Source organism: Terriglobus sp. RCC_193 (assembly GCF_041355105.1).
Lineage (GTDB): Bacteria > Acidobacteriota > Terriglobia > Terriglobales > Acidobacteriaceae > Terriglobus.
The window spans coordinates 1-19,215 of record NZ_JBFUPK010000002.1; the positions used below are offsets into that span (position 1 = coordinate 1).

Consider the following 19,215-nt stretch of genomic DNA (forward strand, 5'->3'; position numbering starts at 1 on the left):
GAAAAGGGTCTCCGCTTCGCCATCCGCGAAGGCGGTCGCACCGTCGGCGCTGGCGCCATCGCCGAAATCGTCAAGTAGTTCGAACAAGTACAACGCAATACCGAAGGGGCGAGCCAACAGGCTCGCCCCTTCTGCTTGTCTCCATCCTGATTTACCTGAGCAAGGAACGCAGTTGCGAAGGATAGGTTTCCGGCGTCTCCGGCGCACCATTCGGAGGCCGCACGCCAATCCCATAAGTAAGGCTGTCACCAAAACAAAGAATGGTCGTATTCGCAGGCAGGTTCGCGGGAAGCTGCAGGTGGACAGCTTGCGCTAACAGGCCATAGCCCTTCGCCGTCAGGTGAACGCCATCGGTGCTGAGCTTATGGTTCGCGCCACCGGCTTTGTTCAGAACATCGCCAAAACGAACCAGTCCCGTATGTTCCTTCTGCGCAACCTGGGCAATGAAATCGTTCACCACCGCAAGACGCTGCAATGGCCCAACGCCTTCATACTCTTCCAGCTTGTGCCGCTTCATTAGCTGGACCATATCCGGGGTATGGATCTGGACCATCACCACCTGCGCGCCCGTGGCTGTGCTGCTCTTCACCATTGCTTCCAGATGCCGTTCGGTATAGGCGCTGGGAAGCAGCTTCTTATCATTCAACGCATCATTCGCGCCCACAAACAGCACCACGATCTGTGGATGATAGGCACGCAATGCACCGTCGATGCGCGAATCCAGTTCCTCAGTGTTTTCACCGGGAAATCCATCATTGATGACACGCACCTGCGCCCGCATCGAAGTGCAGCCAAGCAGGCAACTGGTGAGTATAAAAATCCCAAGGGAGCGCACGAAGTGAGTATAGGCTCCGCATCTAAGCCTGTGTAGCCGTGCCCCGCCAGCAATACCATCCGTTTTTCACAGTCAGTCTCCGCACGGGCGGCGATACTGAAATACCGCTGCCCTTCTCTAAAACAGCGAAGCTCTTCTCGAACAACCACGAACAATCAGGAGACGAACACATGGATACGATCACCACGCAGGATGGAACCAGCATTTACTTCAAGGACTGGGGCCCGAAGGACGCACAACCCATCGTCTTCCATCACGGATGGCCTCTCAGTGCGGACGACTGGGACACGCAGATGCTCTTCTTCCTGCAGCATGGTTACCGCGTCATCGCGCATGATCGCCGCGGTCACGGCCGTTCCACACAGACAGATACCGGCAACGAAATGGACACGTACGCCGCAGACGTCATCGCGCTCGCCGACGCACTTGATCTGAAGAACGCCGTACACATCGGCCATTCCACCGGCGGCGGCGAAGTAGCCCGTTACGTGGCGCGTTCCAAACCCGGCCGCGTAGCAAAGGCAGTCCTCATCGGCGCGGTGCCTCCCATCATGGTCAAGTCCGAGAGCAATCCCGGCGGCCTTCCCATCGAAGTCTTCGACGGCTTCCGCGCAGCTCTTGCAGCCAACCGCGCGCAGTTCTACATCGACGTGCCCGCGGGCCCGTTCTACGGCTTCAACCGTCCCGGTGCGAAAGTAAGCGACGGCGTGATCCGTAACTGGTGGCGTCAGGGCATGATGGGCGGCACAAAGGCGCATTATGACTGCATCAAGGCCTTCTCGGAAACCGACTTCACAGAAGACCTGAAAGCCATCACTGTCCCCACACTCGTCATGCACGGCACCGACGACCAGATCGTCCCTTACCAGGACGCCGGTGTGCTCTCCGCGAAGCTTCTGAAAAACAGCACGCTGAAGCTCTACGAAGGATTTCCCCACGGCATGTGCACCACGCACGCGGACATCATCAACCCGGACCTGCTGGCGTTCATCCGCAGCTGACACGAATATCGCCTGCAAAGGGCTTCGTACTCAAAGGACGCGTACGAAGCCCACGCACAAATCGGGTACGATAGAAGTGTTCCAGAAGGAGATTTTTCATGAGCGACCACCATCACGAAGAACTGTCCCTACCGGATCGCCTCTGGCAGCCGTTTGTTATCAGCCTTGGCGTTGTGGGCGTTCTTTGCCTCATCTTCTTTCATCCCGTCATTCGCTAACCCGGACGAGGATCATGAAACAGCAAAAAGCCCCGGCATCCGGGGCTTTCGCATGTGCAGCAAAATTGAAAACAAACAGAAGTGTTGTAGCTGACTCGCTGACTCGCTGCTTCTCTACTGCACCTTGCCCAGCGGCCTTAGCCGCGTCAGTTCCAGCGCGCAAGCCACAGCAGTTCTCGCCGTCAACTTGAGATTATCCGCGGCCATCCATACGGCATAGCGAGTGCCGTCGCCCTTCACCTGCACCAGCACCTGCCCCTGTCCGGCAGACGAAAGATTGCTCGGCGGGTCACCCTCTTCGCCCACCAGGTCCATCGATTCCGACGTGATCGCAGCACTCACCGCTTCCAGCATCACCGGCTTCTCAAACTCCACAAACAGCGACACAGAAAATCCATGAAACACCGGCGCCTGCAGCCACTGCAACACTGGCACAGGGCCGCCCGGCAGCAGCGACTTCAACTCGCGCACCACGCGCTCTTCCGTCGCAACCAGCGGATGCTTCGCAGCCTCACCCAGCGCGGGCAACAGGTTGAACGCCACCTGCGTATCAAACTCCTCCGTCGGTGCCGACTGGAAGTTCAAAAGATTAATGCTCTGCTGCTGCAACTCATCCAGCGATGCGCGCCCATTCTCACTCGCAGGCTGCAGCACCGTGGCGTACGCAGCCTTCACCGCAGCCACACGCCCAGCCTGGGTCAATGCCAACGCCAGCATCGTTGTCACCGGATGAGCCACACGCACCTGTGCTGTCTCCAGATCCAACGGAACTCCATCGGCCAGCAGTGGCAACCGCACCGGCGCATCCACATCCGTGCCTGTCGCGTCGACCACAGCCGCGCCCATCGCACGCGCCGTACCGGCATACTCACGCAGCATCTTCGCATCCGCAAAGATCGCCACGTCCACGTTCTCCAGCGCCGCAGGCTCCATTGTCTGCAGAAACGCGGCTTCGTCGCCCATGGATTCCAGCATGCCGCTCGCCTCTTCGTTATCCAGCAGGATCGTCACAGCAGAAGCCAGCGGACTCTCAACGATCTCGTCGCCAATCTCTTTGCCCAACAGCGACCCTGCACCTACCACCGCAATGCGGTAATTCGTCTTAGCCATATCTCTCTTTCAGATGCACAGGAGTCCCTCTCGACTCTCCCGCACAGCGTACGAACTAATCTCCCGCCCAGCGTAGGAACTAATCTCCCGCACAGCGTACGAACTAATCGGACTGACCACAGCAACAAGCGCCAAGGGCGCGCCGCTATATTAGCCCAGGCCGAAGGCCTGGGTGAGCCCGCGATGAAAACCAAAGGGCCAACGGCCCGCTCTACCGTTCACCACCAACCGAGCGAGTCCCGGATTCACGCTGCGCGTTAAACGCGCAGCGTTTCGAGAACGGTACAAAGTACCTTAATTCGTTCCCGGCAGCGGCATCCCCATCCGCCGCGCCCGTCGACTCTGCGCCGCATACATCAGCCGTGCCCACATGCCGCTGACCATATACGCCAGTGCCATACTGATCAGCAGATACTCTGAGAACTCCTCCAGCAGCACGGCCATCAGCACCAGCAGCACCAGCAACCGCACCGGCTGCTTATCCACCAGCGTGATCTCTTTGCCGCTCCAGAAGCGCCACCGGCTCACCATCAGGAATCCCGTAAACAGCAGCAGGCACAACCACACCAGCGCAATCCACGGATTATCAATGGGTGACCCGTTGAAGCAATGCACCACGCTGGCAATCACGCCTGCGGCTGCCGGAATCGGCATACCCACAAAGTACCTGCGCCCCGGCCTTCCCGGATTGCTCGGTTTTGGATTAATGGCTACATTGAACCGCGCCAACCGGCACGCACCGCAGATCAAAAACAGAAACGCCGCAATCAGCCCAAACGCAATCAGCCGTTGATGCAGGATGGGATACGCCATCTGCGGCAACATACGAAAGCCCCACGTATAGGCCAGGATCGCGGGCGCAACACCAAACGTAATCACGTCGGCCAGCGAATCCAGCTCACGGCCAAAGTCGCTTTCCGTATTCGTCATACGCGCAATGCGGCCATCCAGAGCATCGAATGGCAGCGCAAACGCAATCGCCAACGCCGCATGGTCAAAAGCCGCGTAATCCGTGGCCGTCGCACGCATACTCTGTGTAATGGCATAGAAACCAAGCGCGATATTGCCGCCGGTAAAGATCGACGGCAACACATACAGCCCGCGTCTTGGCCGGCCTCCTTTGCGAGGCTCCACGCTAACCTTCCACCGCCGTGCTACCGGTCGAAATCGGCACCACGGCCAACACCGTGCTTCCGCCCTTCACGCGATCGCCACTGCGCACCTTCAGATTCGCATCCGACGGCATCAGCACATCCACGCGCGAACCGAACTTGATCAACCCAAAGCGCTGCCCGCGCTGCAGCGTATCGCCCGGCTTCACCCAGCACACAATGCGCCGCGCCAGCAGTCCGGCAATCTGCTTCACCTGTACTGAACAGTTCTCGTTCTCAATCACCACAACGTTCTGTTCATTCAATACGTTGCTGTCCGCACGCATGGCGTTCAGATACAGGCCGGTCTTATAGTTCACCAGCTTCACTGTGCCTTCAATGGGCGACCGGTTCACGTGAACATCGAACACGTTCAGGAAGATGCTCAGACGCAGACGGCTGCCATCCGGCGTCTCAATCCACTCCGCCTCGGTGACTTTGCCGTCGCCCGGCGACACAATCTCACCTGGCCCATTCGGGATCCGCCGCGCAGGATCGCGGAAAAACCACAGAAAGAAAACCGCTAACACCAGCGGAATCACGCTGATGCCAATCGACCCCGTCAATCGCCAAAGCAACAGCGCGACCACAATCAGACCAAGCGCGTAGAAAATGCCATCACGAACCATACTGCTCCATGATACCTATGTCGCCGGATTCCCGTCGGAGAGTTTCGCTACCTTACAATTCCCCTGCCATCGTCGCGCGAATCATGCAAACGGCGTCTTCCACGGGATTTGCATAATACCTGGGGCGCATCCCGCAGGTGTGAAAACCACTCGCTTCATACAACTTTTGCGCTGCGGCGTTGCTCATCCGAACCTCAAGCCGCAACTCAGCCGCGCCCACCGATGCCGCCCACCGCAAAACATCCTGCATCAGCGCCCGGCCCGCGCCATGCCTCTGCCATTCCGGCGACACAGCAATACTCTCTAGCTCCGCTTCCACTGGATACACCACAGTCACTGCGGAGACCACGGCGAATCCTACCACCGTCACATCCGCCATTGCCACAAGCAATTGCCGCGTCACCATGCTTTCATTCGGCGACAGAATCTCCTGAAACTGCGCCAGCGTCCACTGCGGTGCAGAGGGATTCGCCGCCGCAATCGCATACACCTGCGGCAGATCATCGACGACCGCAGTGCGCACGGTCACGCGCATTGCCGGGCTCGCAGCGCCAACTCCGCATCCGGCACGCGGAGATAATTCGCATCCAGCAGCGCCGTATCCGCAAATTCGCCGGCCAGGAACTTACGCAGCGCAATTCCCATGGCTTCGCGAACACCCACCGCGTTCACCCGCACCGCACCCGGCACCAACTCCGCCAGCCGATCTTCCATCACCACCACCGGCCCATCGCCAGCGCCAGCAACGGCAGCCCCTCCCGGCAGCATCACTTCCTCTTCACACACAGCGCCGCGATATCGCCCCACAAACACATCACCACGACCGGCATCCAGCCACGCCTGTACCGTCTCGCCAGCTGCGTCGGAACTCTGTCCAACAAACTGTGAAGCCAGCGACTCCAGCCGCGAAACCGCAATCAACGGCACATCCAGCGCCTCCGCCAGCCCCTTCGCCGCAGCCAGCCCAATCCTCACCCCGGTAAACGACCCCGGCCCATGCACCACCGCAATCCCATCCAACTCCGAGCCCCTAACACCAGCCTCGGCAAAGACCTCATCCAGCGCACCCATCAGACGCTCCTGCGTCTCGCGCCCGGGCAGTGAACGCTCGGCAACCAGCGCAGCCGTCGCCCCATCCACACACGCCAGCCCAACACCGCCGCCCTCGCCACACGTATCCAGAAGCAGCAACCAAGCCATTCCCTGATGATACCCACCGCCACAGAGCGCACGGTGCAACACCCCGATCCCGATCCCAGGGTCATTCTGAGCGAAGTGAAGAATCCCGACGAACTCTCATCCTGCCAAGGCCCCACAAGCTTCCAACCACAAAACCGGGTGCCCCAGGTTCGCCGGGTGCCCCACATCTCGATTCTGAGATGTGGGCCGAGCAGCAAAGCTGCTCCATTCACGCGAAAGCGTGAACCAGCGAAGCTCATACGGGTCAAAGACCGTCATCCTGAGCGAAACGAAGTGAAGTCGAAGGACCTGCATTCCTACACACCCTCTGAAACGCACAAGCAACCGTAATGACACTCCGAAACAACCTCTTGACAACCCCTCCCCGCGAATGGAATAAACAGTTCGCTTCCACTCGAGACCACTGGGACGCGTTCTCCGAACGCACCGCCACATGGGCCTGTCGGAAGCCGTTTTTTACATCCCATTGTGAGACGTCTCAAAACCCTCCCGATGGACATGCACTTTTCTGTAATTGAGTGAGGTCTCTGCATGCGGAAACAAGCTCTCTGGTCGCTTTGCGTCGCGGCCAGTTCCTGCGCCTGCCTATGGGCAGCCAACTGGCCTACCGTGGCCGGTAATCCTCAACGTGATGGCTGGGCCCAGCAGGACACCCATCTGTCCCCGGAGACCGCCAGCAAAATAGTGCTCCTCTACAAGCACAAGTTCGCCACTGTGAAGGCCATGGGTCTCAACTCCATCACCTCCACCATCGACATCTCCCAGGTCATCGGCTACACCGGCTTCCATGAGTTCCTCTGGACCGGCTCTGCCTCCGGCACCACCTTCCAGAACGACGCCGACCTCAACTACGAGTTCAAGACCGCCACCACAGTCCCCGGCAAAGAAACCGTGAAGGCCAGCGCCCCCACCGTTCTCTGCCCCGGCGGCGTCACGGCCGCCCCTGTCCTTGCTGGACTCTCCAGCACTTCCCGCTTCGGCGGTGGTGGCTTCGGTCGCCTCGGTTTTCTCTGGAACATCGGTGAGGACGGTTACGTCTACACCATGCGTCAGCAGGACTCCAACAATAGCTGGGTCCCACCGGCCAAACTCGCGCCCGCCGGTGCCAACATCTCCGCCCTGAACATCAGCGCCAAGGACACCTTCATCGCGGCCACCATCAACGGCTGCAACGGCACAGCAAACGGCCTTTACGCCTCCACCTTCACCCCGCCGACGATCGAAAACGAGCCGGACAAGCCCTTCAAGACACAACCCAAGTGGACGGAGCCTGTCAGCTTCCTCACCAATGGCGAAGGCTTCGCCGGCGCCGGTGGCACCGCCATCGACCTCAAGGGCGACTTCGTCTACGGCACTGTTCCCACCGGTAAAGGCGACGTCGCAGGCAACTACAGCGACACACTGCTCAAGCTCGACGCGGCAACCCTGACCGTAAAGGATTACTTCACACCCGCCAGCGAACCCACCTTCCATCCCGGCGACGCAGGCGTCACACCCGCCGTCTTTACCGAAGGTGGCAAGGAATACATCCTCGCAGGCGATCGTTCCGGTCACGTCTACCTGCTGGACGCATCCGCCCCCGGCGGCAGCGACCACCACTCACCGTTGTTCGCTTCGGAAGCTCTCGTGAAATCGGGCAATGGCGCAGGTATCTTCGGCCACTTCGCCACCGCAGTCGACGACAAGACCAAGACCCGCTACGTCTTCGCCTCTGTCCGCGGCACGGTAGTCACCACCTTCCCCGGCTCCAAAGGACCCATCACCCACGGCGCCATCGTCGCGTTCAAATTTGACGCCTCCTCCGGTCGCGCCAAACTCATCCCGGCATGGTCTTCGGGCGACATGCTCACACCCGTCGGCCCTGTCAGCATCGGCGGCCTGGTCGCTGGCCTCAGCTCCGGCCTGCCCACCAGCCTTACCAGCGCCAGTGGCAAACTCAAGACCGTCGCCCAGGTCCAGAAGGAAGCAAAACCGGCAAAGCTGACCATCTTCAACCTCGCCACCGGCGCAGCAGTCTTTAACAGCGGCGCGGCCATCACGTCGTACGCCAACACGCCGCTCGCCGCCGCCAACGGTCACATCTACGTCACCACCCACGACAACACCCTGTTGCAATTCGGCATTCCGGAGGAGCGCTAATGTTCAACACCACCAAACTGAAAACGCTCTCCGCCATCGCTACCGTCGTCCTCGGCTGCGGCATGGCTGTTGCCCAGAACGGCAACTGGCTCATGTCCGGCGGCGACGTCGAACGCTCCGGCTGGAACAAGGATGAGCACATCCTCTCCAAGACCAACGTAGGCAAGCTGAAGCTCCTCTGGAAGACCAAGACCGACGTCTATCCGCAGGGCCTCCACACTCTCATGGATCCGCTCGTCGTCCAGAACGTACCCACCGCAGAAGGCCCGAAGGAGATCGTCTACATCCTCGGCGTCGGCGACACGCTCTACGCCTTCGACGCGAAGTCCGGCAAACCCTTCTTCCAGCACCACTTCACCTACAAGACGCCTGAGCCGGAAACCCGCATGGGGCCTGACGGCCAGCCCCGCCAGATGCCCGCGCCGCCCAGGGACACGCGTCACTACAACTTCCTCAACCCCGGCGGCTCCACCGACGTCCCCGTCATCGGCGAACCCGATGCCAAAGGCGTCCGCCCCATCTACGTCATCGACGGCGGCGGCACCCTGCACACGCTCTCCAACGTCACCGGCGAAGACATCCAGGAACCCATCAAGGGCGGCTCCACCAGTAAGTTCGCCCTGCAGCTTTACAAGGGCAGCATCATCTGGGCAGGCCGCGGCGGCATCTTCTCCGCTGTCGTCACACCCGGCCCGGACTATGGCAAGGTAACCACCTCCAAGGGCTTCGGCGGCGGTGGCGGCCTCTGGGGTCGCCGCGGTCCCGTCATCACCTCCGACGGCACCGTCTGGACCACCACCGGCGACGGCCCTTACAACCCGACGAACCCCAACAGCCTCGTCCTCGGCAACTCCGTCGTCGGCTTCCATTTGAAAGAAGGTCACTGGGAAGTCAAAGACTGGTTTACGCCGCCCAACTGGGATTGGCTACGCCGTCGCGACCTTGATCCCAACAACACCCCCACAGCCTTCACCTTCCATGGCAAGCAATATATGGCAGCCTCCGGTAAGGAATGCCGCCTGTATCTCCTCGATCCGCAGAACCCCGGCGGCTCTGCAGATCACCACGAGCCATTCATCAAGACCGACTACATCTGCAACGAAGCCGTCGACTTCGCCTCCGCCGGATCGTGGGGCGCCGTCTCCTCGTGGGAAGACAAGGGCGGCACACGCTGGGTTCTCGTTCCCTTCTGGGGACCGAAGCACTCCAAGTTCAAGTTCCCCATTGAGAACACGCCTGTCACCAAGGAGGGCGGCGTAGGCGCATTCAAACTGGTGGAAGAAGGCGGCAAACCCGTCTACAAGCCAGTGTGGGTCTCGCGTGACATGTTCCGTGGCGAGCCGCCCGTCATCGCCAACGGCGTCGTCTACACCTGGGGTTCGGGCGACGACACGCAGCAGGTCTGGCCGGACATCGGCCTGAACTTCGACTCCTCCAACCGCGCCGCATTATCCAACCACGTCACCATCTACGCCCTCGACGCGGAAACCGGCAAGGAACTGTGGTCTTCGAAGGACACCATCACCTCCTTCAACCACTTCACCGGCATCACCGTAGCCAACGGCAAGGTCTACATGAGCAGCTACGACGGCAACGTCTACTGCTTCGGCCTCTAACTCCACGTCGTTCGCTCCAAATGCAACGAAAACGAGAAAGGCCCGCATACAGCGGGCCTTTCTCGTTTAGTCACTGAAAACACACCAACGAAGCTCATATGCACAGGCCAGCACAATCAGCGAAGCTCATACGCACAAAGCGGTCATTCTGAGCGCAGCGAAGAATCCCGATGAACTCGCATCCTGCCAAGACCCCACAAGCTTCCAACCACAAAACCAGCGAAGCTCCAACGGTCGAAGACCGTCATCCTGAGTGAAGCCGAAGGACCTGCATTCCTATACACCCTCTACAACGCACAAGGAAACCCAAACAAACCACCAGCCACAAAAACCGGGTGCCCCAGGTTCGCGAAGCTAACCTGGGTATCGCTCCAAAGGAGCGATCCAACGCACGAATGTGCGTCTCTTTGAAGGGGCCCGGCTTCAGCCGGGCCGTAAAAGATCAAACAAGGAAAGGGGCTTTAGCCCCGGAGGGAAAGCTAAACCGTCAAATCCGCCTTCTTCGAATCCACCTTCCGCGCATCCATCCCCGGAGCCTTCTTCAAGTCCTCCACCGACTTGAACCCGCCAACCGATTCCCGATACCGCACCACCGCCGCAGCCTCTTTCCGCCTGAGCGAAAACGCCGCTTCCAGCTCCACCTGCGAAGCCTGGTTGATATTCAGCTTCGGCCCCATCTCCGCAGGAAACGCCGCGGCCAGATACGCCACAATCTTCTTCTGCTCTGCCGCATCAATCGGCGCGCCCAGGGCCTTCATCTTGTTCACAGTGGTCTGCCAACCATCGGCATCCTGCCGCTGGCTCATCACGCGGTCGGCGTCGTGGCACACGGTACATTTCTTCTGCACCAGCGCCGCATCATGCCCTGCCGGCAACTGCGCCAACGCAGTTCCAGACATGCAACCAAGAACGCAAACGAAGAAAAGAGAACGCCGCATCACGCCCGAATCCTAACACCGATTGACGGCAGCGCACTGCCCCGGTAGCCTCTTTTTCTGAAACGATTCAATCCAAAGGCGGCACCGTGACTGTTTCCCAAAATGGCGAGGCTCACACGAACGAAACTCGTCAACAGCGAAGCCATACGAACGAAGTTCGTCATCCTGAGCGAAGCGCAGCGAAGTCGAAGGACCTGCTTTCCCCTCTGCCCACTACAACGCAAAAGGAAACCACGGAACCCGGGTGCCCCAGGTTCGCTAAGCTAACCTGGGTATCGCGCAAAGCGCGACTAACAAACGCGAAGCGCGAAGCGATGAGCCCGACCGCTTTGAAGGGGCCCGGCTTTAGCCGGGCCATCCATGCCACCCTAAACAACCCGCTGAGGGCAATCCTCCTCGCCGCACTCCTCACCAGCACCGCACACGCCCAGTTCTCCCGCACCGGCCCGGAATGGACCACCGCAGCCATGAACGCACAACGTTCGCGCTCCGTTCCCGCCGACGTCCAGATCACCCCGGAAACCGCAAAGGACTTCCAGCTCCTATGGAAGGTCCCTGTCAAAAACGCAACCAATGCACTCTCTGAACCCGTTCAGGTCAACACCTTCATCGCCTACACCGGCTTCAAAGCTCTGACGGTAGTCGGCGGCACCAACGCCCTCTTCTCCATCGACTACGACCTCGGCCGCGCCTACTTCGACAAGCACTTCACCACCACGGCCAAAGCATGCCCCACAGCACTGGCAGGTCCCATCGGACGACTCACCCCACTCGTCCCGCCACCGGTCACCAGCACAGGCCGCAAGGGCGGCTACCACTCCTCCGTCTCCGCTCCCGGAGCAGGCGTGAACCTGAGTGAAGTCGCGCGTGCACGTCCCGTCGCAGCCCCTGTTCCCGCACCAGCATCCACGCAAACACCCGCACCAGCCAACGCCCCCGCACCCAACGGCCCAGCCATTGGAGGAGCCTCCGGCCCCGGCGGCATCCCGGCAGACAACAAGCCCATCACCGGCCCCGTCCGCACCGGCCCCGTCCCCGGCACCGGCCTCTACAAAGGCTCGCAACCACTCTTCTATGTAACGACCGACGGCATCCTGCACGGCATCAGCCAGGGCAGCTTCAAAGAACTGCACAAACCCACACCATTCCTACCCGCAGGCACCGGCGTGTCATCACTCATCGACATCGACGACACCATCTACGCCAGCACCGCCAGCAACTGCGGCCCGGCATCCGATTCCGTCTACGCTCTCGACGTCTCGCACCCCATCGTCTCCGGCATGGACCCCAACTCGCCGCAACCCGCGCCGACAAAATGGCAATCCGCCACCGGACCAATCGTAGGCATCCCCGCCTTCACAGAATCGGGCATCCTCAACGTCGCCACTCCCAAAGCCATCGCACAACTCGAACCGAAAACACTCACCCACCGCCTCGACATCCCCGCGCCCTCAGGCACAACCTTCCACTCGCAACCCGTCATCTTCCGCGACGGAACGAACAAGGAACAACTCGCCATCACCACCGCCGATGGCCGCATCCACGTCCTCTCCGCCACCGCCGCGGCGGGCACACCCGACATCACCAGCGCAGCAGAAACCAACTTCACTCCAAACGCTCTCACCACCTTCGAGAGCGACGGCGCCCGCTACCTGCTCGCAGTCGACACCAGCGCCACCACCGGAGCCATCCACGCCTACAAGCTCACCGCCACGTCGCTCGAACCGGCATGGACCTCCGCCACCATCAGCACACCATCCGCGCCCATCGCCATCAGCGGCGTCATCTTCGTTCTCAGCAAAGGCAGCCGCAAAACCAACGCCACGCTCTACGCCCTCGACGCAGCCACCGGCAAACCTCTCTGGAACAGCGGCACCCAGATCACCAGCCCTGTAACGACCAGCGGCCTAAGCTTCAGCCCCGGCCAGATCACCTTCGCCACCGCCGACAACACCGTCTACGCCTTCGGCCTGAAAGTCCCCACGCAGTAACCAGAGCTGCTTCAACACAAAAAGCAGATGGCACACAGGAACTCCTGTGTGCCATCTGCTTTTTAGTCTGCTGGATGTACTTACTGCTTCGTTCCCGGAATCGTCGTTACGCCGGTCACACCATTGGTGATTTCGTTATCACCATAGGTTCCCAGGTAAGTGGTCCCGGCTCCTGCGATACCGCCGCCATTGCCAAGCAGTGCAGAACCGGTCATACGAAGAACCGTCGTGCCTGTACCGGTAACCGCAATACCTGCGCCAGTGTTCGATGCGGCTGTCGCGCTAATAAGAGTAAGTGTCGGATTACCGCTGCTGGAATTCACCGCGAATCCTGCGCCTGCATTAACCCCGGCAGAAGAAGACACCACGGTAAGGTTGCCATTGGCGTTCACGGTGTAGCCGGCGCCGGTGTTACCCGAGGCAGTGGAACCGGTCACGACTGCCTTCGCATTCTGCCCCACGTTTACGCCGGTGCTCGAAGTCTGGAAGCTGGAGTCCTTAATGTTCACCGAGGCCACCGCAGAAGAGCTTGCACCCGTAGCCGCAATCGCAGGCCCCGAAATATCGCGGATCAACACATGATCCAACGTCGCTGTAACAGCTCCGCTTGCCCCCACAGACACACCACTGTTACTGAAGTTCTGGATCACCACGTTCTCCAGATGAACATTGGCCGCGTTCAGGATATTCACGCCATTCAGGCCAAGCGTGGTGCCTGCACCATTGATCGTCAGGTTGCGCAACGTCACCGTGTCACCCGCACCCGCGTTGATATTAATGCCGTTTGTTCCTGAGGACAGGATGCTCGAAACCCATCCACCACCATCCAGCGTAATGGACTTCGTGATCGTCACTGTCCCGAACCCGCCCGGGTCCATCGTGTCAATTTCACCGCCCGCAGCAGTCTTGGAAATCGCACCGGCAAACGTCTTGCAGGGAGCGGTACGGCTGCAAGGATTCACATCATCGCCAACACCGGAAATCCACGTCCGGGTAGCTTGAGCGGAGGCAGCAGCGGTAAGGGTAAGAAACAATGAGGGGATAAGCACTATCTTTGCAAGGCGCACAGAGAAAACTCCTATGGGATGAAATGGAAACAGCTAAGTGTACTTATTCCACGCCATATTCAGCTATCCTGCGCCATGTAAATATCCTGTTTTGATATCGCCTGATATAGACGAATTTCCTCTTTCCATGTAGAAACGGTTCTATCCTTCCTTTGGAGAAAAGTTCGCATGTCACTTTTGATCGTCCCTGCCACATCCTCTGCTCCACGACGCTGGGTAGCCCCCACGCTTCAGGTAGTAACCCTGTCCGCAGCTGAAATCAGTGGCGGTGCTGGCGTCGTCGATGCGGTCTTCGGCGGCTCCTAAGCTTTACTCCGCATCCGACAGGCAAAGAACACCCCATACTCCAACGTTGTCTCGGCTGCAAACTCCGGCAACGTTGGAGTATGTGTGAAGAAGCACCCTAGCTGCATGTCAGAAATACTCCCCTCTTCCTCCACATGGCATTTCCATTCCTGCGCAGCTCCATGGGGTTCGCCTCATCCATCGACGCAAGCTAGAATGGCTCATGGACCTGCCGCAGGCGTCTCCTGCGAATCCCGGAAATTCTGACCCCTCCTCGAGCGACTCCGGTCGCAATCTCGAGGCGGCTGTACCCGCGCTCACGCCGCTGTCGCCGCAGGATTCCCATCGCCGTGCGCCAACTCTTCCCGTCGCCAACGGCATCGAAGCCATGCTGGAGATGGACAACGCTGCGAATCTCGCCGAACCCGAAGGCTCGCTGACGCCCGCAGAAACCACGCCAGCGCCGCAGCCCTCCGGCAACCCGCGGTCCGCGCAATACCTCCCAACCTTCCCCGCCGCGCTCACCACGCAGATCGACGCGGACTTCGAAACCCTCCTCGAAACCGTCCACGACGCGCGCCCCGCCGACGACCTCGAAATCATCCGCGCCGCATGGCTCTTCTGTCTCTCGCAACACGAAGGCCAGAAGCGCGCCTCCGGCGAACCCTACGTCATCCATCCCCTCGAAGTCGGCCAGGTCCTTGCCGAAATGAAGATGGACTCCACCGCCATCGCCGCAGGCCTCCTCCACGACGCCGTCGAAGACACCGACGTCTCCACCCAGGAGATCTCCCGTCGCTTCGGCCCCCAGGTCGCGCACATCGTCGAAGGCGTCACCAAGCTCGACCGCATCAAGTTCGCGAACAAGGAAGACCACCAGGCCGAGAACATCCGCAAGATGCTCCTCGCGATGGTCTCGGACATCCGCGTCGTCCTCATCAAGATGGCGGACCGCCTGCACAACATGCGCACCCTCGCGCACCTGAAGCCGGAAAAGCAGACGCGCATCGCCAAAGAGACCCTCGAAATCTACGCGCCACTCGCCCACCGCCTCGGCATGGGTAAGCTCCGCGGCGAATTCGAAGACCTCGCCTTCCAGTACGTCGATCCCGAACGCTACCTCCAGCTCGCGCAGGACGTCGAGATGCTCCGCAACCGCGGCGGCTCCGAATTCCTCAGCACCATCGCGGACCGCCTCAACCTCGAGCTCACCCGTCACGGCCTCCCCGGCCGCGTCGAGTTCCGTATCAAGCGCCTCTACTCCATCAACTCCAAGCTGCAGGCGCACGCCGCCGAGGGCGGATCACCCGAACTCAATTCCGTCCACGACCTCTTCGCCGTCCGCGTCATCACGCAGACCGTGCAGGACTGCTACGCAATCCTCGGCCTCCTCCACAGCATCTGGCGCCCCGTCCCCGGCCGCATCAAGGACTTCATCGCCATGCCGCGCCCCAACCTCTACCAGTCGCTGCACACCACGCTCGTAGGGGAAGGCGGCTACCAGTTTGAAGTCCAGATCCGTACCGAGGAGATGCACCGCATCGCCGAAGACGGCATCGCCGCCCACTGGAAATACAAGGCCAACGAAACCGTCAACGCCAAGGACGAGCAGCGCCTCGCCTGGGTCCGCCAGCTCATGGAATGGCAGAAGGAGATGACCGACCCCAACGAGTTCATGTCGACCCTCAAGATCGACCTGTACCCCGAAGAGGTCTACACCTTCACCCCCAAGGGCAAAGTCGTCGTCCTGCCCAAAGACGCCACCCCCATCGACTTCGCCTACACCATCCACACGGAAGTCGGCCACTCCACCACCGGCGCCAAGGTCAACGGCCGCATCGTCCCCCTGCGCCACCGTCTCCGCAACGGCGACATCGTCGAAATCACCACGCAGACCGGCCACACGCCCTCGCGCGACTGGCTCAGCTTCGTCAAGTCCTCACGTGCCCGCAACAAGATCAAGCACTGGCTCAACGAGCATCAGCGCGAACGCGCCATTGAGATAGGTCGTAAGTTACTTGAGCGCGAAGCCCGTAAGTTCAAAGTAAGTCTGCATAAGGTATCTGACGAGGATTACACTCGCGCCGCCAACGACTACGGCCTCGGCAACGCAGCCGACTTACTCGGAGCCATCGGCTTCGGTAAGTACAGCGCACGCCAAACGCTGAATAAGTTAGTCCCCGGCAGCACCACCGGCCACAACGCCGAAGGCCACGAGAGCAACGAACAACGAGCAGCGGGAGCAACGAGCAGTACCGGCACGGGTATCAATTCCGGCGCACCCGCCGGCCCCGGAAACACCCTCGCCGGCATGTCCGACGCCATCAAGCGCGTCTACTTCGGCAAAGGTTCTGAGTCACTCCAGGTCGAAGGTCAGAACGACTTACTCGTCTACCGCGCCCGTTGTTGTAACCCCATCCGCGGCGAAGAAATCGTGGGCTATGTCACCAGGGGCAAAGGCGTCGCCGTCCACGCCCGAAGCTGTCCCAACGTCCAGAACTTGTTATACGAGAGCGACCGCCGCATCAACGTCGAATGGGCCCCTGAAGCCCCCAGCGCAGCAGGCGGCCCCAAGCCCACCCGCTACCCCGTCCGCCTCATCATCACCTGCGACGACCGCAGCGGCATGCTCAAAGAACTAACGGCCATCATCTCCGACGACGACACCAACATCCGCTCCGTCGACAGCCGAGCCAACGACGACGGCACTACAGCCACCGTCGAATTCGTAGTAGAGACGCTCGACCTACGCCACCTGAACAAACTCACCGTAGACCTAAGAAGAGTCCCAGGCGTCCGCGAAGTCCAACGCGTCTCGAAAATCTAAAGTTTGATATCCATGTTTCTGCGTGACCTTTTCAATTCGGCAAACGGCTCAATGAATGCTCGCTTGTTCCTCAAGAGAGCAAGCATTATGTCGACTGCGAAAAGACGAACACGCCAGATAAGGAAAATAAGAACAGCAAACAGTCCAGTGCCGGGTACGTTACGTACAGAGTTAGTACCCTCAATTTGGCGCCCCTATTTCCCAAAGCATCGCCTGCGCTCGACATAAACATGAACTCTGTGGTGTTTATTATGATGGAGTTTTTCCATTCTTATGCGGTTGCCCCTGTCATGGCGGCATAGCACATATCGTGCGACAAGACATCTCCCGATAATTCGATCTCCGATTACTTGACAAACAAGCGGCGAAAGACGCTCCATCGCGCGAAGCGCGACTTCTTTCGGAAGGGCAGGGCTTCAGCCCTGCCGTAAACACCCGCTAAAAGAGGGGGCTTTAGCCCCGGAGGGAATCTCCCCCACACAACCGGGAGCTAACGGAAGACCACGCATACTCCTCCGCCTTCTCACAAAGCCCCGCCACCACCGGATTCATCTCGATATACCGCTTATGAGTCTCAAAATCCGAGATGTCCCGGCAGCGATGATCCGTATACCGCTTCTGCCAAACATCCCGTAGCCCACCAAACTCCTTGTGATACCGAAACGAAAAGCCACCCTTAATCAACTGCATCGAGCGCTCCAACGTACTCGAAGGCGTCAACAACACATGCAGATGATCCGGCATGATCACAAACGAATGCAGCTTATAGTGCTCCCGATACTGCTGAAGCACTTCAAACATCAACGCCGCATTCCGCTCCATGTGAAATAGGCGCCGCTTCGAAGCGCAATTCACCGTAACAAAGTAAGTCCCGAAGTTATCTGCGCGATCCGTAGCCTTCATTCCCTCAGCGGCTAAAGCCTAACTCCTGAACGGCAGTGTACGGCAGGGCTGAAGCCCTGCCCTTCCGAAAGAACATTTTCAATTCCCCCGCGTACTCGAACTTAGCGCCCTCGTCGTAAACCCACCAACCAGGCACTCGTCCTCGAAATACATCCAGTCGCTCAGTTGCGAAAGATTGATTGGCACCCGCTGCATATACGTCAGCGTTGATATTTGAGGTTCGTTCGCAACAACACCGGTCGGAGGATCGGACGCAAGATCGAGATCAGCCATCCAGACATGCTCAACAGCATCGCCGTCTTCAAAACAGATTTTCACCAGGAACGACGTTTGATTGGGTCTCTGCGCAAAGAACTGATCTAGAAATTGGCGAAAAGTGGCGCGAGCCTCGTTAATCGCAGCGTACATGGCGTCGTTGTCACCGGACACCGCTACAAGGTTCTCATCATCCTCAGGCATACCTGAAAGTAAGGTTGAGGTTGGAAGCTGTCAAGTCCCAAAACCATCCAACCTAAACAAACCAAAGCAAATAGAGTTGGCATGTTATTTCCCCCAACTCACTACAATAGAAACAGGACAAGAAAGGGCCGCGCATCGCGCGGCCCTAACCCTTTTAGAAAGACGATTTTGCCCCTAACCACAATGGAAAGAGGATTTTAGCGACACCAGCGCCGTAACCCCAATAGAAAGACGATTTTAGAAAAACAGGGGAGGGGGTACCCCTCCCCGCCACAGGCCAGCCGAAAGGCTGGCCTTCGTCTTTCCCCAGAGCAACGAGAGAAACGAACAACGAGGAAACGAGAGAAATGAACTACCGAATCTGCCGTCACATCCGCTCCAACGGAGACCGCTGCCAATCGCCGCGCCTTCTCAAAGCCGACTTCTGCTACTTCCACAACCGCCTGCACCAGCAGCATCGCAGAGCCATCGCTCCCCAGCGAAGCTCTGAGGTCATGCTTCCCGTTCTCGACAAGTCTGGCACGCTCGTCGGCATGGAACCCGCGCCCAGCCAGACACTCGACCTCGGCCCGCTGGAAGACCGAACCTCCGTCCAGATGGCCATCTCCACCGTGCTCAACGCCTTAGCCGCAGGCCGCCTCGAGCAATCCCGAGCCACCGCATTGCTCTACGGTCTCCAGCTCGCCAGCACCAACTGCGTCTCCCGCCGTTTCGACCACAGCTACGCCGTCGAACCCGTCCACGACGTGGAGATCACTCCCGAAGGCGACACCCTCGCACCCGAACGCGATACGCGCTAAAGTCGCAGCCGTTGAACATAATGTCGCGCATCCAGCAGTTTCTCGC

The 19,215-nt window shown here is 59.6% G+C and carries 18 protein-coding genes; 8 read left to right on the plus strand and 10 right to left on the minus strand.

What is annotated here, in order from left to right:
• On the plus strand, positions 1 to 78 hold a 78-nt coding region (locus AB6729_RS08605), incomplete at its 5' end, for a hypothetical protein (RefSeq protein WP_371082605.1).
• A 73-nt stretch (positions 79 to 151) separates the two neighbouring features.
• Here the strand turns inward: AB6729_RS08605 and AB6729_RS08610 are convergent.
• Complete coding sequence (locus AB6729_RS08610; protein ID WP_371081213.1) at positions 152 to 781, minus strand: GDSL-type esterase/lipase family protein; 630 nt, start codon at positions 779 to 781, stop codon at positions 152 to 154.
• A gap of 224 nt (positions 782 to 1,005) precedes the next feature.
• On the opposite strand from AB6729_RS08610, the gene AB6729_RS08615 reads away from it, so the two are divergent.
• On the plus strand, positions 1,006 to 1,836 hold the full coding sequence (locus tag AB6729_RS08615) for an alpha/beta fold hydrolase (protein WP_371081214.1): 831 nt from the start codon (positions 1,006 to 1,008) through the stop codon (positions 1,834 to 1,836).
• A 332-nt stretch (positions 1,837 to 2,168) separates the two neighbouring features.
• Here the strand turns inward: AB6729_RS08615 and AB6729_RS08620 are convergent, their stop codons facing one another.
• From AB6729_RS08620 to tsaB, 5 genes are all read right to left on the minus strand, one after another.
• Complete coding sequence (locus tag AB6729_RS08620) at positions 2,169 to 3,164, minus strand: Asd/ArgC dimerization domain-containing protein (RefSeq protein WP_371081215.1); 996 nt, start codon at positions 3,162 to 3,164, stop codon at positions 2,169 to 2,171.
• Between the two features lie 294 nt (positions 3,165 to 3,458).
• Entirely contained in the window at positions 3,459 to 4,298 is an 840-nt protein-coding gene (pssA, locus tag AB6729_RS08625) for a CDP-diacylglycerol--serine O-phosphatidyltransferase (RefSeq protein WP_371081216.1), read from the minus strand.
• Between the two features lies 1 nt (position 4,299).
• Positions 4,300 to 4,944, minus strand: coding sequence for a phosphatidylserine decarboxylase family protein (locus tag AB6729_RS08630; protein WP_371081217.1), 645 nt, complete (start codon positions 4,942 to 4,944; stop codon positions 4,300 to 4,302).
• A 52-nt stretch (positions 4,945 to 4,996) separates the two neighbouring features.
• Complete coding sequence (rimI, locus tag AB6729_RS08635) at positions 4,997 to 5,479, minus strand: ribosomal protein S18-alanine N-acetyltransferase (RefSeq protein ID WP_371081218.1); 483 nt, start codon at positions 5,477 to 5,479, stop codon at positions 4,997 to 4,999.
• The gene (tsaB, locus tag AB6729_RS08640) at positions 5,470 to 6,144 is read right to left on the minus strand and encodes a tRNA (adenosine(37)-N6)-threonylcarbamoyltransferase complex dimerization subunit type 1 TsaB (RefSeq protein ID WP_371081219.1); all 675 of its coding nucleotides are present in this window, start codon (positions 6,142 to 6,144) and stop codon (positions 5,470 to 5,472) included. The genes rimI and tsaB overlap by 10 nt, the downstream gene beginning before the upstream one ends.
• Positions 6,145 to 6,675: 531 nt before the next feature.
• Here tsaB and AB6729_RS08645 point away from each other — a divergent pair.
• Together AB6729_RS08645 and AB6729_RS08650 are read left to right on the plus strand one after the other, a co-directional pair.
• Positions 6,676 to 8,283: a hypothetical protein gene (locus AB6729_RS08645; protein ID WP_371081220.1), complete on the plus strand. Its 1,608-nt coding sequence runs from the start codon at positions 6,676 to 6,678 to the stop codon at positions 8,281 to 8,283.
• The gene (locus AB6729_RS08650; RefSeq protein WP_371081221.1) at positions 8,283 to 9,899 is read left to right on the plus strand and encodes a PQQ-binding-like beta-propeller repeat protein; all 1,617 of its coding nucleotides are present in this window, start codon (positions 8,283 to 8,285) and stop codon (positions 9,897 to 9,899) included. Before AB6729_RS08645 ends, AB6729_RS08650 begins: the two co-directional genes overlap by 1 nt.
• A 479-nt stretch (positions 9,900 to 10,378) precedes the next feature.
• On the opposite strand, the gene AB6729_RS08655 is transcribed toward AB6729_RS08650, so the two are convergent.
• On the minus strand, positions 10,379 to 10,837 hold the full coding sequence (locus tag AB6729_RS08655; protein ID WP_371081222.1) for a helix-hairpin-helix domain-containing protein: 459 nt from the start codon (positions 10,835 to 10,837) through the stop codon (positions 10,379 to 10,381).
• 314 nt (positions 10,838 to 11,151) lie between these two features.
• Between AB6729_RS08655 and AB6729_RS08660 the strand changes: the two genes are divergently transcribed.
• Positions 11,152 to 12,828: a PQQ-binding-like beta-propeller repeat protein gene (locus tag AB6729_RS08660; RefSeq protein WP_371081223.1), complete on the plus strand. Its 1,677-nt coding sequence runs from the start codon at positions 11,152 to 11,154 to the stop codon at positions 12,826 to 12,828.
• 80 nt (positions 12,829 to 12,908) lie between these two features.
• Here AB6729_RS08660 and AB6729_RS08665 read toward each other — a convergent pair whose 3' ends face one another.
• Positions 12,909 to 13,895: a right-handed parallel beta-helix repeat-containing protein gene (locus AB6729_RS08665; RefSeq protein ID WP_371081224.1), complete on the minus strand. Its 987-nt coding sequence runs from the start codon at positions 13,893 to 13,895 to the stop codon at positions 12,909 to 12,911.
• A gap of 168 nt (positions 13,896 to 14,063) precedes the next feature.
• Here AB6729_RS08665 and AB6729_RS08670 point away from each other — a divergent pair, with 168 nt between their 5' ends.
• Positions 14,064 to 14,201 (plus strand): hypothetical protein, encoded by a 138-nt coding sequence (locus AB6729_RS08670; RefSeq protein ID WP_371081225.1) that lies wholly within the window; start codon positions 14,064 to 14,066, stop codon positions 14,199 to 14,201.
• 202 nt (positions 14,202 to 14,403) lie between these two features.
• The gene (locus AB6729_RS08675; RefSeq protein ID WP_371081226.1) at positions 14,404 to 17,007 is read left to right on the plus strand and encodes a bifunctional (p)ppGpp synthetase/guanosine-3',5'-bis(diphosphate) 3'-pyrophosphohydrolase; all 2,604 of its coding nucleotides are present in this window, start codon (positions 14,404 to 14,406) and stop codon (positions 17,005 to 17,007) included.
• Between the two features lie 453 nt (positions 17,008 to 17,460).
• Here the strand turns inward: AB6729_RS08675 and AB6729_RS08680 are convergent, their stop codons facing one another.
• Both AB6729_RS08680 and AB6729_RS08685 read right to left on the minus strand, forming a co-directional pair.
• Complete coding sequence (locus AB6729_RS08680) at positions 17,461 to 17,910, minus strand: transposase (protein WP_371081227.1); 450 nt, start codon at positions 17,908 to 17,910, stop codon at positions 17,461 to 17,463.
• A 78-nt stretch (positions 17,911 to 17,988) separates the two neighbouring features.
• Positions 17,989 to 18,369 carry a DUF2314 domain-containing protein gene (locus AB6729_RS08685; protein WP_371081228.1) on the minus strand — a complete coding sequence of 127 codons (381 nt, stop codon included), beginning with the start codon at positions 18,367 to 18,369 and terminating at the stop codon, positions 17,989 to 17,991.
• Between the two features lie 347 nt (positions 18,370 to 18,716).
• Between AB6729_RS08685 and AB6729_RS08690 the strand changes: the two genes are divergently transcribed.
• Positions 18,717 to 19,169, plus strand: a complete 453-nt coding sequence (locus AB6729_RS08690; protein WP_371081229.1) for a hypothetical protein — start codon at positions 18,717 to 18,719, stop codon at positions 19,167 to 19,169.
• Positions 19,170 to 19,215: the final 46 nt, after the last annotated feature.

Excerpts from the sequence above, each read along its gene's own strand:
- AB6729_RS08620 (WP_371081215.1), bottom strand. The coding sequence starts at position 3,164 with ATGGCTAAGACGAATTACCGCATTGCGGTGGTAGGTGCAGGGTCGCTG.
- AB6729_RS08610 (WP_371081213.1), bottom strand. The coding sequence starts at position 781 with ATGCGGGCGCAGGTGCGTGTCATCAATGATGGATTTCCCGGTGAAAAC.
- AB6729_RS08660 (WP_371081223.1), top strand. The coding sequence starts at position 11,152 with ATGAGCCCGACCGCTTTGAAGGGGCCCGGCTTTAGCCGGGCCATCCAT.
- AB6729_RS08630 (WP_371081217.1), bottom strand. The coding sequence starts at position 4,944 with ATGGTTCGTGATGGCATTTTCTACGCGCTTGGTCTGATTGTGGTCGCG.
- AB6729_RS08690 (WP_371081229.1), top strand. The coding sequence starts at position 18,717 with ATGAACTACCGAATCTGCCGTCACATCCGCTCCAACGGAGACCGCTGC.
- tsaB (WP_371081219.1), bottom strand. The coding sequence starts at position 6,144 with ATGGCTTGGTTGCTGCTTCTGGATACGTGTGGCGAGGGCGGCGGTGTT.
- AB6729_RS08675 (WP_371081226.1), top strand. The coding sequence starts at position 14,404 with ATGGACCTGCCGCAGGCGTCTCCTGCGAATCCCGGAAATTCTGACCCC.
- AB6729_RS08645 (WP_371081220.1), top strand. The coding sequence starts at position 6,676 with ATGCGGAAACAAGCTCTCTGGTCGCTTTGCGTCGCGGCCAGTTCCTGC.
- AB6729_RS08615 (WP_371081214.1), top strand. The coding sequence starts at position 1,006 with ATGGATACGATCACCACGCAGGATGGAACCAGCATTTACTTCAAGGAC.
- AB6729_RS08670 (WP_371081225.1), top strand. The coding sequence starts at position 14,064 with ATGTCACTTTTGATCGTCCCTGCCACATCCTCTGCTCCACGACGCTGG.
- AB6729_RS08655 (WP_371081222.1), bottom strand. The coding sequence starts at position 10,837 with ATGCGGCGTTCTCTTTTCTTCGTTTGCGTTCTTGGTTGCATGTCTGGA.
- rimI (WP_371081218.1), bottom strand. The coding sequence starts at position 5,479 with ATGCGCGTGACCGTGCGCACTGCGGTCGTCGATGATCTGCCGCAGGTG.
- AB6729_RS08685 (WP_371081228.1), bottom strand. The coding sequence starts at position 18,369 with ATGCCTGAGGATGATGAGAACCTTGTAGCGGTGTCCGGTGACAACGAC.
- AB6729_RS08680 (WP_371081227.1), bottom strand. The coding sequence starts at position 17,910 with ATGAAGGCTACGGATCGCGCAGATAACTTCGGGACTTACTTTGTTACG.
- AB6729_RS08650 (WP_371081221.1), top strand. The coding sequence starts at position 8,283 with ATGTTCAACACCACCAAACTGAAAACGCTCTCCGCCATCGCTACCGTC.